Raw genomic sequence first — 14,863 nt, 5'->3', positions numbered from 1 at the left:
CGCTCCCGACTCAGACCGTGGCCGGGCGGGGCCCCGCGGCGCCGCCGATGACCGAGGTGGCGGAGATCGGCCGGAAAACGCTGATCCCCTTCCGCATGTTCCGCTCGGCGGCCCCGCTCGTCGCGGCGGCCACGGGCGTGCCCGCCGCGGCGAGCGGGGCCGCCATGCGGGCCGGCGGACCGGCGTCCCCGCCGGCGGCGGGCACCGGGGCGGTCCCCGGCGGCGGCGGTCCCGGCGGCCGGACGCGGCCCCCGGGAGGGGAGCCGTCGGCGACAAGCGCGGTGGTATCGGGCATGAAGCCCCCAATACTTGTTTGTACGTGCATCTTTTTGGACTTCAGGAGATCCGATGCAAGAGTCGGGTGGGCGGTGAAAGCTTGCATGAACATGTATCTTGTTGTCAACGCGCCGCCTGAAAGGGAGCTGCCTCATGACCACGATCTCCTATACGCCGGCCGCCTCGTCCGACCAGGCCATGTGGGGCAGGGTCCTCACCCTGCACGCGCAGGTGGAACGCCAGCTCACCCAGGCACTGCAGCGCAAGCACGGAATAGGACTCTCCGAATACCGTGCCCTGGAGTGTCTCGTCCAGGCGAAGGACAGCGAGCTGCGCATGCAGGAGCTCGCCGAGAAGGTGGGGCTCGGGCAGAGCTCGGTGACCCGGCTGGTGGGCCGGCTCTTCTCGGCCGGGTTCGCCTTCCGTGACCTGTGTCCGGACGACAAACGCGGTGTCTACGCCGTCATCACCGACGACGGCAGGCAGCGTTACGCCGATGCGCGCGGCACCTATGCCGAGATCCTCAGCGCGGCGCTGAACACCGCCGGCGCCGACCCCGAACTGGCCGGTACGGTCCGGTCGCTGCGCAGCGGTCTCTGAGCGCTGCCGGCCCGCATGTCCGGCCCGCCCCTTCGCGGGGGCGGGCAGCAGGAGCCGCCCCCGGGCAGGGGCGGCTCCTTCCGTGTTCGCGGGTACCGGCCGGGCCGCCGGGGAGGAACGGCCGCAGCCGTGCGGCGCGTCCTTCCGTAAGCTCCGCGACGCATGCGCGGAAGGCGTGACAGGAACGCGAAACCCAGAGTTCATCAAGCATGCGGCGCCCCGCCGGACCGCTTCCGGTGAGTGATGTGCATCACGGGTACGGAGCCAGATATATGCTTGACTCTGCATGCACCGCCGGTACGGTTGGTCACGGCTCGATCACGGGGGAGTGATGCGGGGCCGGCCGGGCAGCCACGCATGCCGGGCTCCGCGGTTCCATCGGCGCGACTCGTGCGCCATCACCCTCCCCCAGCATGATCACATTGTCATGTGCATGAACAGGGGGAATTGTGCCGCTTTCAAGCTTTCTCGACGTGCTGACCGCGCACGTCCGGCTCCGACCCGATCAGGTGGCCCTGATCCACGGCGAGCAGCGGGTGACCTACCGCCGGCTGGCCGCCCTCGCCGAGGAACTCTCCGGCGCCCTGGAGGCGGGCGGGCTCGACCGTCGGCAGCCGCTGTGCATACCGGCCCACAAGACACCCGCCACGATCGCCCTGCTCATCGGCGCCTTCAGCGCCGGCTACGCGGTTCTGGCACCCTCGCCCGCCCTGGGCGCCGACGCCCGGGCGACCATCGCCGCGCAAGCCCGCTGCTCGGCCGTGCTCACCGTCGACGACCGGGCGGTGCTCGACATCGCCCCCGTCACCGCCGACCCGCGGGCCGCCGAGGGCTTCGACGCCGCGGACCCCGCGACCGCGCCCCTGATGCTCACCACCTCCGGCTCCACCGGCACCCCGAAGATCGTGCCCATCCCGGCCGAGGGTTTCACCCGCTTCGCCCGCTGGGCGGCCGACCGGTTCCGCCTCACCGAGCGGGACACCCTGCTCAGCTACGCCCCGCTGAACTTCGACCTCTCCCTGCTCGACGTGTGGACCGCGCTGCACCTGGGCGCCCGCGTCGTGCTCGTCGAGACGGAACTGAGCACCGACGCCCGTCACCTACAGGACCTGCTCGCCCGCCACGAGGTGACCTTCGTCCAGGGCGTGCCCATGCTGCACCGGCTGCTCACCCAGGACGGTGCCGTCCACCCGCACGTCCGCACGGTGATCTTCACCGGGGACGCGATGCCCCGGACGCTGCTGGACCAGCTCGGCACGGCCTTCCCCGCCGCCGGTTTCCACAACGTCTTCGGCTGCACCGAGACCAACGACAGCTTCATCCACGACGCCGACCCGGCCCGCGCCGGCGAGCAGACCCCCATCGGCAGGCCGCTGCCCGGGGTGCGGGCCCTGCTGCTGGACGCCGACGGCGAGATCCTCACCGGCCCCGGCAGCGGTGAACTTCTCGTGACGACACCGTTCCAGACGCACGGGTACCTGCAACGCTCCCGCAACGAGGGCGTGTTCGTGCCCGCCCCCGACGGCGGCGGCGAAGTCTTCTACCGCACCGGCGACCTCGTCACCCGCGACCCCGACGGCCTGTACTGGCTCCAGGGCCGCACCGACTTCCAGGTCAAGGTCCGGGGCGTGCGCACCAACGTCCAGGAGGTCGAGAACGTCCTCGCCTCCCACCCGGAGGTCGCCGAGGCCGCCGTCGTGGCGATCCCCGACACCGAGGCCGGCTACCGGCTGCACGCCCAGGTGACCCGCCGGCCCGGCACCTCGCTGACCTCCCTGCGGCTGCGCTCGCACAGCGCCGCGCGCCTGCCCCGCCACGCCATCCCCTCCTCCGTGCACGTGGGCGACACCCCGCTGCCGCGCACGTCCACCGGAAAGCCCGACCGCAACCTCATCAAGGCAGCACGACAGAAGGGAATTCCCGCATGACCTCCCTGGTGGAAGAGATCCGCGGCTATGTCGTCACCGAGTTCCTCGACGGCGAGGACAGTGCCGATCTGACTCCCGACTACGACCTCATCGACAACGGCGTCGTCGACAGCCTGGGCGTGGTCCGCGTCGTCTCGCACCTGTCGCGGGCCTATGCCATCCCGATCGACGACATCCCGCTGAACCCGGACAACTTCCGCAGCATCGGCGCCATCTCGGCGTTCGTCGAGGACGCGACGAAGACGGCCGTCTGAGAGGCCGCGCGAAGAACCGCGGAGCCCGGAGAACCGGCGGGAGACCGCGGCCCGAAAACAGCACGAACTCATAGCCCCGCAGCGAACCGGACGCCGAAATACGGACGTTGCGCACAGTTCTCCCGAAGGACCCTATCACACAAGGAGATAGTCGTGATCGTACGCAGCACCGGCGACGTCGCCCCCGTCCAGTGGGGCAACGGCACCAGCTACCGCTTGCTCACCGAGGCCGACGGCATGGGCTTCACCGTCTGCGAGACCCTGGTCCGCAAGGGCACCTCCAGCGCCCTCCAGTACCGCCGGCACCTCGAGGCCTGCTTCTGCACCGGTGGCTCCGGTGAGGTCGTCACCGCTTCCGGCGAGCGCCACAAGATCACCGAGGGCACCATCTACGCCCTCGACAAGAACGACGCGCACTACCTCATAGCCTCCGACTACGAGGACCTGAGACTGATCTCCGTCTTCAGCCCGGCCCTGCGCGGCGACGAGAAGCACACGCTGTCCCCCGACGGCTTCTCCCAGTACTGAGTTACGCGCACCGGGGCCCGTCCCGCCCTCCGCGGCACGGGCCCCGGCCCCGACCAGCGACGTACCGGAAGGCAGCACACACATGACCCCCGCACCGCGGACCGCCGGCACCGCACCGGACCCCTACACCCTCACCGCCGCCTGGGCCGAGGAACTCAACCTGGACGTCGAAGAGTGGGACGCCCGCGCGGAGTTCCCCTGGGAGAAGTGGAAGACGATCCAGCGCTCGGGCCTGCTCGCCGTGCCCTTCGAGACGCGGTACGGCGGCCACGGCGGCACCCTGACCGACACGATGCGCGCCCTCCAGGGCCTCGGGCACACCTGCCGTGACGCCGGCCTCGGCTTCTCCGCCTCCACCCAGATCGTCAGCGTCGGCGTCCCGCTCCAGGCGTTCGGCTCCGAGGAACTGAAGTCCCGCTTCCTTCCCCCCATCATCAACGGCGAGCTGATCACCGCGCACGCCATCACCGAACCCGACAACGGCTCCGACGCCCTGAACATCTCCACCACCGCCACCCGCGACGGCGGCGACTACGTCATCGACGGCGGCAAGATGTTCATCACCAACGCGCCCATCGCCGACCTGTTCCTGCTCTACGTCCGCACCGGCAAGCCCGGTCCGTTCGCCCTGAGCGTCTTCCTGGTCGAACGCGACACCCCCGGTCTGACCGTCGGTGAACCGCTGTCCAAGATGGGACTGCGCACGTCCCCGCTCAGCGCGGTCACCTTCGACGGGCTGCGCGTGCCCGCCTCCCGCCGTATCGGCCAGGAGGGCGCCGGCTTCCTGATCCTCGACCACGTGATGAAACGGGAGATCCTCTTCTCCTTCTCCCTCACGCTCGGCGAGATGGAGCACCGCTTCGAGCGCGTCCTCGCCTACGCCAAGTCCCGCCGCCAGTTCGGCGCACCCATCGGCGCCTTCCAGGGCGTCTCCCACAAGATCGCGGACATGAAGATCGCCGTGGAGAGCGCCCGCAAGTGGCTGACCGACACCGGCGTGAAGGTGGAGGCCGGCCAGGACGCCGCGATCGACATCGCCGCGACCAAGACGGTGGTCAGCGAGGCCAACAAGCAGACCGCTCTCGACGCCGTCCAGATCTTCGGCGGCCAGGGCTACCTCACCGCCACCGGCCTGGAGCGGGACGTCCGCAACGCCGTCGCCGGAACCATCTACTCCGGCACCAGCGAGATACAGCGCAACCGCATCGCCTCCCTCCTGGGCCTGTGAGCCGAACTCCGACGAAAGAGTCACCATGAACGCACTCAGCCCCGAGGACCTGCGGCGGCTCACCGCGCCCACCGACTTCCTCGACTACGACAGCGACGCCGTCCAGAGCTTCATCGACGAGGCCGTCGCCGACCGTGCCGCGGACAAGCGCCGGCTGGCCGTCGAGCTGTACTACGCCGTCCGCGACGAGGTGTTCTACGAGGTGTACGGCGCCGACCTGTCCCCCCAGGGGCTCAGGGCCAGCCACACCGCAGGCACCCGCAAGGGTTTCTGCCTGCACAAGTCCGCCCTGTACGCGGCGGTCTGCCGCGCCGTGGGCATTCCCGCCCGCGTCCACTACGGCGACGTGCGCAACCACCTCGCCTCCGACCGGCTGCGCGCCCACATCGGCGGCGACATCTTCTTCCACGGCCTCAACTCCGTCTACATCGACGGCACCTGGGTCAAGGCCACCCCCGTCTTCAACAAGATCCTGTGCCGGCTGTACGGGATGAAGCCGCTGGAGTTCGACGGCACCGCCGACAGCCTGCACCACCCCTTCGACGACGAGGGCCGCCAGAACATGGAGTTCCTCACCGACCACGGCGGCTTCGACGACGTCCCCTACGAGTTCGTCATGACGAACATGCGCCGCAAGCACCCCGCCTTCCTCGACGACCGGGGCACCGGCACCGTCCGCGGCGGCTCCCTGGCCGCCGAAGCCACCACCTGACCCCGGCGGCGACCGCCCCCACCCGACCCAGACGAAGGAGACAGCCAGATGAGCAGCATCCGAGCCCAGAAGGACGGCTGGGAGGCCCGGGCACGCATCGGCGTGGTGGTCCCGCACGCGGACGTCGGCCCCGAATCGGAGTTCCAGGCGATGGCCCCCGACGACGTGTTCGTCCACGGCTCGCGCGTCCACTTCGGCGCCATGCGCGCCGGCGGCGAGATGGACCCCAAGATCCCGCACGACCCGGTCCGCGCCTTCGTGGAACCCCCGCACATCGACCACGCCGTCGAGCTGCTCGCCGCCTCCCCGCTCGACGTGATCGCGCTCGGCTTCACCAGCTCCGCCTACGTGCTGGGAGCCGACGGCGAGAAGAAGCTGTTCGACCGGCTCGCCCGGTACACCCGCGGCCTGCCGCTCACCGGCACCACCACCGCGGCCGTCGCCGGCTTCACCGCCCTCGGCACCCGGCGCATCGCCCTCGTCAACCCCCCGTGGTTCGACGACCGCCTCTCCACACTCGGCGCCGACTACTTCACCGAGCAGGGCCTGGAGGTCGTCCACCACGGCCCCTGCGGGCTGCCCAGCAACCAGAAGCTGATCACCCCCGACGCGCTGTCGCAGTGGATCCGCTCCACCGTCGCCGAACACCGCCCCGACGCCGTGCTGGTCGCCGGCAACGGCATCCGCGCCGTCGGCGTCATCGACGCCCTCGAACAGGAACTCGGCTTCGCGGTCCTGACCGCCAACCAGGTCCTGTTCTGGCACGCCCTGCACCTGGCCGGGGCAGCCGAAGCCGCCCGCTCCCTCACCGGGTACGGCCGCCTGTTCACCGCCGAGCCCGCCGGCGGCCGGGTATGAGCCTGCTGCCGGCCGACGGCCACGTCTCCCTCTTCGTCACCGACGACGGAGACGCCCACAGCCTTCCCCTCGTGTGCTGGCGCGACGACGGCACCACCGTCCACGGCATGGTCCTGTACCGGGGAGCGCTGCGCCGGGCCGAGCACGTCCCCGGCTTCCGCCGCTACGCCCACTCCCTGGAGGACGACACCCCCGTGCGCGGCACGGACACGTCCTCCCACTCCCGAAAGGCACACCTGTGACTCAGCAGCGCCCCTCCTTACAGGCCTACTTCGCCCCCCTGGCCGGCACCCCGCAGCCCGCCCTGGGACGGCACGTCCTGGGCACCGTCGCCTTCGGTGACCGCTTCGGCCTCGCCCTCGACGCCGAGGGACACCCCGAGCTCTCCGTCCCCATGACCTCGCCCGGCTTCGACGCCTTCCGCGAGGTGTGGACCACCACCACCCGGCCCGTCTCCGGCACCCGCGACGGCCTGCACTTCGCCCACGACGGCGAACACCTCTTCGTCAGCGGCACCATCACCCCGCGCCCCGTGTACGCGCCCACCGTCCGCACCACCTACGAGGCGGCGTTCTCCCTCGTTACCGAACTCGGGTACCCGCACATCTTCCGGATGTGGAACTTCGTCGGCGACATCATCGGCCCCAACGCCGAAGGAATGGAGATATACCAGGACTTCGTGGCCGGCCGCGCCGAGGCCTTCGCCGCCCACCACGGCGACGGCACCGCGCACATGCCCGCCGCCACCGGCATCGGCACCCGCGGTGAAGGCATCTCCTTCGTCCTGCTCGCCGCCCGCACCTCCACCCCCCGGCACGTGGAGAACCAGCGCCAGACGCCCGCCTACCACTACCCCGAGCAGTACGGCCCGAAGCCGCCGAGCTTCGCCCGCGCCACCCTGCTCGACCCCGGCGGCACCCTCTACGTCTCCGGCACGGCCAGCATCCTCGGCCACGAGACCGTCCACCGGGGGGACGTCGGCGCCCAGACCGACGTCGTCCTGGAGAACATCGCCGAACTCATCAGCGGCCCCAACCTGAGCGCGGCGGGACTCGACGGCGGCCACGAACTCAAGGACCTGCGCCTGGTCAAGGTCTACGTCCGCCACGAACGCGACCTGCCCGTCGTCCGCGCCCACTGCCGCGAAGCCCTCGGCCCGGACGCCGAACCCATCTACCTCAACGTCGCCGTGTGCCGCGACGACCTCCTCGTCGAGATAGAAGGACTCGTCCCCGGTCCGGAGTGGACCCGATGAGCGAGCCCTCGCCGCTCACCCTGCACGAGGACCGCACGCCCGCGGTGTGGGAACTGCTGCCCGCCGAGCAGCAGCCCGACTGGGGCGCCCACCCCGACCTGAGCGACATCCTCGGCGAACTGCGCAGCACCCCCGCGCTCACCACCGCGTCCGACGTCAGGGTCCTGCGCCACCAGCTCGCGCAGGTCGCCCTCGGCCACGCCCGGCTGCTCCAGACCGGCGACTGCGCCGAGGACCTGCGCGAATGCACCCCCGAGCACACCGCGCCCAAGGCCGAGGTACTGGACGAACTCGCCGACCGGCTCGCCCTGCACACCGGCCGGCCGGTGGTGCGGGTGGGCCGCATGGGCGGACAGTTCGCCAAACCGCGCAGCAGTCCCACGGAGCGGCACGAAGGGCAGGACCTGCCCGTCTTCCGCGGCCACCTCGTCAACGCACCCGAGCCGACCCCGGCCGCCCGCCGCCACGACCCGCACCGCATGCTCACCGCCTACCGGGCCAGCGCCCGTGTCCTGCGCGAACTCGACCTGCGCCGCACCGGCCCCCTGGGCCCCTGGGCCAGCCACGAGGCACTCGTCATGGACTACGAGAGCTCCCTGGTGCGCCGCGACGTGCAGACCGGCGCCCCCTACCTGGCCTCCACCCACTTCCCCTGGATCGGCGAACGCACCCGCCAACCGGGCCTCGGCCACGTCGAACTGCTCGCCGCGATGGCCAACCCCGTCGGCTGCAAGATCGGTCCCTCCGCCGCGCCCGAGGACGTGGTACGGCTGTGCGAGATCCTCGACCCGCTCCGGCTGCCCGGCCGCCTCACCCTGATCCTGCGCATGGGGGTGCGCGCCGCCGAGACGGCCACCCCCGCCGTCGTCCGCGCCGTCCGCCGCGCCGGCCACCCCGTGGTCTGGCTCAGCGACCCGCTGCACGGCAACACCGTCCGCACCGCCTCCGGCCTCAAGACCCGCCACCTCGCCGACGCCATCTGCGAGGCGGCCACCGTCCGCCACGCCCTGGAGGACGAAGGACTGCACGTCGGCGGCCTGCACCTGGAGACCGCCGCCACCGACATCACCGAGTGCGTCGGCGGCCCCGTCACCGGCGAACACCTGGTCCCCGAACGCTACGAGACCCTCTGCGACCCGCGGCTCAACCCGCGCCAGGCCCGCGAACTGGTCGACGCCGTCTTCGGCTGAACCGCACCCGCCCCCGCAGACACCCCCCATCCCGAGGAACCCCATGTCCCAGTCACCCGCCGCCCTGCGCGTCGGCGTCGTCATGCCCGGCCGCGAATCCGTCGTCGAACGTGGCGACTACCCCCGCCACCTCGGCCAGCTCGCCCAGCAGGTCGAGCAGTCGGGCTACGACTCGATCTGGGCCGGCGAGTCCCCGCTGGCCCGCTCCCGCATGAACCCGCTGCTCGCGCTGACCGCCGCGGCGACCACCACCGAACGCGTCGAACTCGGCACCGCCGTCCTGCTGCCCCTGCGCCCGCCGGTGCACCTCGCCCACGAACTCGCGTGCCTGGACCGCATCTCCGGCGGACGCCTGATCACCGGCATCGGCTCCGGCTTCAACTCGCCCGCCGCCGAGGCCGAGTTCCAGGCGTACGGCATCCCGTTCACCGAACGCGTGGGCCGGATGCGCGAGACCCTGGAGATCTGCCAGGCCCTGTGGCACGCCCAGGGAGACCCCGTCTCCTACGAAGGCCGGTACCACAGCCTCCAGGACGTGGCGCTGCTGCCCGTGACCGAACAGCCCGCCGGCCCGCCGGTGTGGATCGCCCACGGCGGCGAGAAGATGCTGGAACGCACCGGCCGTCAGTACGACGGCTGGATGCCCACCAGCACCACCGCCGGCGGCTATGCCAAGGGCTGGCTGCGCGTGCAGGAGGCCCGTGAGGCCGCCGGCCGGCCGGAGGACGACGTCACCGCCGCCGTCTACCTGTCCGTCGCCGTCGACGACAGCTTCGAGAAGGCCGAGGACACCCTCCAGGCCTACTTCCGCGCCTACTACCGCCTGGACCTGCCCACCATGCGCACCACCCAGGGCATCTTCGGCGGCACCGCCGAGCAGGTCGCCGAATGGCTCAGCGGCTACATAGACGCCGGCGCCCGCCACCTGGTGCTCCGCCTGCCCACCGCCGACCTGCACGAACCCCGCTACCGCGCGGCCCTGGAACGCACGGCGCAGGAACTGCTGCCGCTGCTGCGCGGCCTCGCGTGATGGGAACGGCCGACCCGATGGCGGCAGCCACCCGGCGGCCGGCGCGCCAGAGCGACCTCTGGCGCGCCGCCTGGCCGCTGACCGCCGTCTTCATGCTCTCCAACGTGCCCACCCCGCTGTTCGTGGTCTGGCAGCACCGCATCGGCTTCGGCACCGGCACCCTGACCGTCGTCTTCGCCCTGTACATCGGCGGCCTGCTCCTCGCGTTGCCCGTGGCGGGCGCCGTCTCCGACCGCTACGGGCGGCGCACCGTCCTGTTCCCGGCCGTGCTGTCGGCCCTGCTCGCCTGCCTGCTCTACGCGACCGCCGAGAGCGTCGCCGCCCTTCTCGTCGCCCGGCTGCTCACCGGCCTGGCGGTGGGCGGCACCGTCGCCGCCGGCATGGCGGCCGTCGCGGACGTCGGCGGACCCGACCGCCGTCGGCAGGCCTCGCTCGCCGGCTCGGTCGCCATGGGCGCCGGCCTGGCCATCGGCCCGCTGCTGTCCGGCTGCTTCGCCCAGCTCCTGCCCGCGCCCACCCACACGGTCTTCGTCGTCGAAGCGGTACTGCTGCTGTCCGTGCTGCCCGTCGTCCGCTCCCTGCCCAACGTGCGCAGAGCCGGCGCCGGCACCTGGCTGCGCCCGCCCTCCGTACCCCGCGGCAACCGGCGTGACCTGCTGCTCGGCCTGGCCGCCTACATGCCGGGCATGACCGGTACCTCGTTCCTGCTCGCCCTGGGTCCCACCCTGCTGGCGACCCTGCTGGGCACCGGCAACCGGATCGTGGCGGGCGGTTCGGCCTTCGTGATGTTCGGCGCCTCCACCGCCGTGCAGTTCGCCGTCAGCCGCTGGCCCACCCGCAGGCTGCTGACCACCGCGACCGCGGCCACCGCCACCGGCATGGTGCTGGTGGTCCTGGCCGTGCGCGCCGAGTCGGTCACCACCCTGCTCGCCGCCGCCGTGTGCGCCGGCACCGGACAGGGCATGGCCCAGCTCGGCGGGTTCTCGCTGCTCAACGCCCGGGTGCCGACGGCCCGCCTGGCCGAGTCGAACGCGGCGCTCAGCGCCTGGGGTTACCTGTTCGCCGGAGTGCTGCCGGTGGCCACGGGATACCTCGCCGACGCCACCAGTGTCGGCTTCGGCGCGACCGTGCTGGGCCTGGCGGTGGCCGCGGCGGCCGGCGTGGCCGGCCTGGCCGTCGCCCGCGCCCGTCCCTGACCGGGGAAGCCGTGGTCGCGCCGTCCGGCGCGTCAGGAGCCGCCCTCGTACGGACCGCCCCGGAAGCACGGCGCGCGGTACGGCCGGGGGCGGTCACCGCGTTCGTGGACGGCGTCGGACCGGCCGGCGGGAGCCGAGCGCCCCGATCGCTCGCGCAGCCGGTCCGGGCCCGCCGGCACCTCGGCGCGACGACCGGACGCCTCGTCCGGCGCGGCAGCCGCGCGAACACCGCCCGCCTCGGCGTGCCGTTCGTCGTACGCCCACGGGACGTGCCCGGCGCCGCCCGAGGAAGGGCTCCTCGCCGTCGCCTAGTGCGCCGACCCCGACAGCTGGAGTCCGATCACCCCGAGGATGACCAGGCTGATCGAGACGATCTTCAGGGTGGACACCAGGTCGCCGAGGAAGACCATGCCGTAGATGGCGGTGCCCGCCGCGCCGATGCCGGTCCACACCGCGTACGCGGGACCGACGTCCAGCTTCCGCAGGGACAGGGTCAGCAGGCCGAAGCTGCCGAGGGCGAACGAGGCGAAGGCGATCGTCGGCCACAGCCGGGTGAACCCGTGGGAGAGTTTCAGGCACACGGCGAAGCCGGTCTCCAGAAAACCGGCCACGATGACCAGCAGCCACGCCATGTGCGGTCCTCCCGTTGGTCCGGATCTCCGGCTCGGTGTGATTATGCACTTACCGGCCGCAGGCCCGGGCGCACAACGCGGTGCTCAGTCGCCTTCCGTGGCCTCCCGCGTGGCCAGCAGCCGGCGCAGCGAGTACAGCCGTGCCGGGTCCGCGTGGCCGTCCTCGACCCACTGGTCCAGCGCGCAGTCCGGCTCGTCGTGGCTGCACGCCCGCGGGCAGCCCTCCGTGCCGGGCACGAGGTCCGGGAAGGCCAGGATCACCCGCGAGGGGTCGACGTGCGCGAGTCCGAAGGACCGGATGCCCGGGGTGTCGACGACCCAGCCGTCCACCCCGCTCAGCGGCAGCGCGAGGGCGGACGTCGTGGTGTGCCGGCCGCGTCCCGTCACCGCGTTGACGTGTCCCGTCGTGCGCCGGCGGTCCTCGGGTACCAGCGCGTTGACCAGCGTCGTCTTGCCGACGCCCGAGTGACCCACGAACGCGGTGATCTTGCCGTCCAGGTGGGCGCGCACCCGGTCCGCCGCGTCCCCGCTCTCCAGCTCCGCACGGCTGGTGACGACGTGGGGGATGTCCAGGGCGCCGTACAGCTCCAGCAGCGAGTCCGGTGGGGCCAGGTCCGACTTGGTCATCACCAGCAGCGGTGTCAGACCGCCGTCGAAGGCCGCGACCAGGCAGCGGTCGATCAGCCGGGGGCGGGGTTCGGGGTCGGCCAGCGCCGTCACGATCGCCAGCTGGTCGGCGTTGGCCACGACCACCCGCTCGTAGGGGTCGTCGTCGTCGGCCGTGCGGCGCAGCACCGACGTGCGCCCCGCGATCCGCACGATCCGCGCGAGGGTGTCCTTCTTCCCCGACAGGTCACCCACCAGGGCCACCTGGTCGCCGACGACGGCGGCCTTGCGGCCCAGCTCGCGGGCCTTCATCGCCAGGACGACCCGGTCGTCCACCAGGCAGGTCAGCCGTCCCCGGTCGACGGTGAGGACCATGCCCTCGGCCGCGTCCTCGTGCTTGGGCCGGATACTGGTCCGCGGCCGGTTGCCCTTGCGGTTGGGGCGGCTGCGGATGTCGTCCTCGTCGGTGTGCTTGCCGTAGCGGCGCATGCTGTTCGTGTCCCTACTGCCCGAGCATCCCGGTCCACAGCCCGGGGAAGTCCGGCAGGGTCTTCGCGGTCGTCGCCACGTTCTCGATCCGCACCCCCGGTACGGCCAGGCCGATGACCGCGCCGGCCGTCGCCATCCGGTGGTCCTCGTAGGTGTGGAACACCCCGCCGTGCAGGGGGCGCGGGCGGATGTGCAGGCCGTCGGCCGTCTCCGTGACGTCACCGCCTAGTTCGTTGATCTCCTTGGTGAGCGCGGCCAGCCGGTCCGTCTCGTGCAGCCGCAGATGGGCCACGCCCCGCAGGGTGGACGGCGAGTCGGCGAGCGCCGCGACCGCCGCGATCCCCGGGGTCAGCTCGCCCACGTCACCCAGGTCCACGTCGATGCCGTGGATCGCACCGGAACCGGTGAACACCAGCCCGTAGTCGGTGAGTTCGCAGGAACCCCCCATCTCGGTGAAGATCTCCCGCAGCCGGTCCCCCGGCTGGGTGGTGCGGGCCGGCCAGTCCGGGACCAGCACCTTGCCGCCGGTGACCAGGGCCGCCGCCAGGAACGGCTGCGCGTTGGAGAGGTCCGGCTCGACGGTCAGGTCCCGGCCGAGCAGCGCCCCCGGCGTCACCCGCCACACGTTGGGCTCGCCGCCCGACTCGGGGGTGTCCACCTGGGCGCCCACCGCGCGCAGCATGTCGACCGTCATCCGGATGTGCGGCAGGGACGGCAGGGTGGCACCGGTGTGCCGGACCTCGACGCCCTGGTTGAAGCGCGGGCCGGACAGCAGCAGCGCCGAGACGAACTGGGAGGACGAGGAGGCGTCGACCGACACCGGGCCGCCGTCCAGGGCGCCGCCGCCGTGCACGGTCAGCGGCAGCGCGCCCCGGCCGTCGTCGTCGATCCGGGCGCCGAGCGCCCGCAGCGCCCCGATCACCCCGTCGAGGGGACGCTCGTAGGACCGCGGGTCCCCGTCGAACCGGATCGGGCCGTCGGCCAGCGCGGCCACCGGCGGCAGGAACCGCATGACCGTGCCCGCGTTGCCGACGTCGACCGTGGCCGGGCCGCGCAGGCCCGTGGGCAGCACCCGCCAGGCCTCACCGGTGCCGTCGGGGCCCACTCCCTCCTCGATCTCCACGCCCATCGCGCGCAGCGCGCCGGCCATCAGCAGGGTGTCCCGCGAGCGCAGCGGGCGGCGCAGCCAGCCAGGCTCGGAGGCCAGGGAGGCGAGGACCAGGGCGCGGTTGGTGACCGACTTGGAACCCGGCACGTGGACCGTGGCGTCGACGGCCCCGCTCGCGTGCGGGGCGGGCCAGAGGGCGGTGGGAGCGGAGTTCGGGGCCATGGGGCCACTTTATAAGCAGGGCCCGGCGTCAACCTTCCAGCAGCCAGCGGCCCCCGCCGATCAGCGAGGACAGGGACACCGCGTGGAACAGGAACAGCCACAGCCCCGCCGGCACGTGCGCCAGCCGGGACAGCTGGTCCGCGTCCGAGTCGCCCGCGCCCGCCCGTGACCGCTTGGCCTGGAGCTCGAACGGCGGCCGTACCCCGCCGGCCAGCAGGAACCAGACCACCGCGTACGCGAACGCCGCCTGCACCTGCGGCCCCGCCAGCCAGGACACCAGCAGGAACGCGCCCCCGGCCAGTACCACGGTGAGCACGCCGTAGGCGTTGCGGATCATCACCAGCATCGCCAGCAGCAGGGCCGTGGCCACCCACAGCAGGAGGGTGATCCGGCCCGTGGCCAGCAGCGCGGCCCCGCCGAGCCCCAGCAGGGAGGGCGCCGTGTACCCGGCCGCCGCCGTGAGGATCATGCCCAGCCCGTACGGCTTGCCCCGGCTGAGGGTGAGCCCGCTGGTGTCCGAGTGCAGCCGGATGCCGGTGAGCTGCCGGCCGGTGAGCAGGGCGACCAGGCCGTGGCCGCCCTCGTGCGCGATGGTGATCGCGTTGCGGGATATCCGCCACACCGGGTGCGGGACGACGACGGCGAGCGCCGCGGCCAGGGTGGCCAGCACCACCCACAGGTGGGGATCGGGCTGGGTGCCGGTGAGCCGGTCCCAGAGTCCGGGCAGTGCGGTGGCGGCGAGGCTGTCCAT

Annotated in this window: 17 protein-coding genes; 12 read left to right on the top strand and 5 right to left on the bottom strand. The window is 72.4% G+C overall.

From position 1 onward, the window contains the following. Nucleotides 1–10 precede the first annotated feature (10 nt). Nucleotides 11–295 (bottom strand): hypothetical protein, encoded by a 285-nt coding sequence (locus AB0F03_RS09820; protein WP_361988289.1) that lies wholly within the window; start codon nt 293–295, stop codon nt 11–13. A 134-nt stretch (nt 296–429) separates the two neighbouring features. Between AB0F03_RS09820 and AB0F03_RS09815 the strand changes: the two genes are divergently transcribed. The 12 genes from AB0F03_RS09815 to AB0F03_RS09760 all read left to right on the top strand — a co-directional run bounded on the left by AB0F03_RS09815 (nt 430) and on the right by AB0F03_RS09760 (nt 11,055). Next, nucleotides 430–876 (top strand): MarR family transcriptional regulator, encoded by a 447-nt coding sequence (locus AB0F03_RS09815; RefSeq protein ID WP_361988287.1) that lies wholly within the window; start codon nt 430–432, stop codon nt 874–876. A gap of 473 nt (nt 877–1,349) precedes the next feature. After that, complete coding sequence (locus AB0F03_RS09810) at nt 1,350–2,804, top strand: AMP-binding protein (RefSeq protein WP_361988285.1); 1,455 nt, start codon at nt 1,350–1,352, stop codon at nt 2,802–2,804. After that, nucleotides 2,801–3,058 (top strand): acyl carrier protein, encoded by a 258-nt coding sequence (locus AB0F03_RS09805; RefSeq protein WP_356819948.1) that lies wholly within the window; start codon nt 2,801–2,803, stop codon nt 3,056–3,058. Before AB0F03_RS09810 ends, AB0F03_RS09805 begins: the two co-directional genes overlap by 4 nt. Nucleotides 3,059–3,211: 153 nt before the next feature. Then, a complete protein-coding gene (locus AB0F03_RS09800) occupies nt 3,212–3,586 on the top strand; it encodes an ectoine synthase (RefSeq protein ID WP_361988283.1) in 375 nt (124 codons plus the stop codon). A gap of 82 nt (nt 3,587–3,668) precedes the next feature. Next, complete coding sequence (locus tag AB0F03_RS09795) at nt 3,669–4,814, top strand: acyl-CoA dehydrogenase family protein (RefSeq protein ID WP_361988282.1); 1,146 nt, start codon at nt 3,669–3,671, stop codon at nt 4,812–4,814. Nucleotides 4,815–4,839: 25 nt separating this feature from the next. After that, nucleotides 4,840–5,526, top strand: a complete 687-nt coding sequence (locus tag AB0F03_RS09790; protein ID WP_361988281.1) for a transglutaminase-like domain-containing protein — start codon at nt 4,840–4,842, stop codon at nt 5,524–5,526. Nucleotides 5,527–5,574: 48 nt separating this feature from the next. Further along, nucleotides 5,575–6,384, top strand: coding sequence for a maleate cis-trans isomerase (locus AB0F03_RS09785; protein WP_361988280.1), 810 nt, complete (start codon nt 5,575–5,577; stop codon nt 6,382–6,384). Continuing rightward, nucleotides 6,381–6,626 carry a DUF6253 family protein gene (locus tag AB0F03_RS09780; RefSeq protein ID WP_361988279.1) on the top strand — a complete coding sequence of 82 codons (246 nt, stop codon included), beginning with the start codon at nt 6,381–6,383 and terminating at the stop codon, nt 6,624–6,626. Before AB0F03_RS09785 ends, AB0F03_RS09780 begins: the two co-directional genes overlap by 4 nt. Beyond that, on the top strand, nt 6,623–7,639 hold the full coding sequence (locus tag AB0F03_RS09775) for an FkbO/Hyg5 family chorismatase (RefSeq protein WP_361988277.1): 1,017 nt from the start codon (nt 6,623–6,625) through the stop codon (nt 7,637–7,639). The genes AB0F03_RS09780 and AB0F03_RS09775 overlap by 4 nt, the downstream gene beginning before the upstream one ends. After that, complete coding sequence (locus AB0F03_RS09770; protein ID WP_361988275.1) at nt 7,636–8,829, top strand: 3-deoxy-7-phosphoheptulonate synthase; 1,194 nt, start codon at nt 7,636–7,638, stop codon at nt 8,827–8,829. The genes AB0F03_RS09775 and AB0F03_RS09770 overlap by 4 nt, the downstream gene beginning before the upstream one ends. 43 nt (nt 8,830–8,872) lie before the next feature. Then, on the top strand, nt 8,873–9,859 hold the full coding sequence (locus AB0F03_RS09765; protein ID WP_361988273.1) for an LLM class flavin-dependent oxidoreductase: 987 nt from the start codon (nt 8,873–8,875) through the stop codon (nt 9,857–9,859). A gap of 17 nt (nt 9,860–9,876) precedes the next feature. Beyond that, a complete protein-coding gene (locus tag AB0F03_RS09760) occupies nt 9,877–11,055 on the top strand; it encodes an MFS transporter (protein WP_361988271.1) in 1,179 nt (392 codons plus the stop codon). Nucleotides 11,056–11,363: 308 nt separating this feature from the next. Here the strand turns inward: AB0F03_RS09760 and AB0F03_RS09755 are convergent, their stop codons facing one another. The 4 genes from AB0F03_RS09755 to AB0F03_RS09740 form a co-directional block, all read right to left on the bottom strand. Further along, entirely contained in the window at nt 11,364–11,687 is a 324-nt protein-coding gene (locus AB0F03_RS09755; RefSeq protein ID WP_356819966.1) for a multidrug efflux SMR transporter, read from the bottom strand. An 84-nt stretch (nt 11,688–11,771) separates the two neighbouring features. Further along, nucleotides 11,772–12,782: a ribosome small subunit-dependent GTPase A gene (gene rsgA, locus AB0F03_RS09750; protein WP_361988269.1), complete on the bottom strand. Its 1,011-nt coding sequence runs from the start codon at nt 12,780–12,782 to the stop codon at nt 11,772–11,774. A 13-nt stretch (nt 12,783–12,795) separates the two neighbouring features. Then, the gene (gene aroA / locus AB0F03_RS09745; RefSeq protein WP_361988267.1) at nt 12,796–14,112 is read right to left on the bottom strand and encodes a 3-phosphoshikimate 1-carboxyvinyltransferase; all 1,317 of its coding nucleotides are present in this window, start codon (nt 14,110–14,112) and stop codon (nt 12,796–12,798) included. Between the two features lie 28 nt (nt 14,113–14,140). After that, nucleotides 14,141–14,863, bottom strand: coding sequence for a M50 family metallopeptidase (locus tag AB0F03_RS09740; protein WP_361988266.1), 723 nt, complete (start codon nt 14,861–14,863; stop codon nt 14,141–14,143).

This window comes from Streptomyces sp. NPDC028722 (assembly GCF_040637655.1).
Lineage (GTDB): Bacteria > Actinomycetota > Actinomycetes > Streptomycetales > Streptomycetaceae > Streptomyces.
Note: the sequence above shows the minus strand (reverse complement) of the source record. Positions and strands in the feature narration are given on the sequence as shown.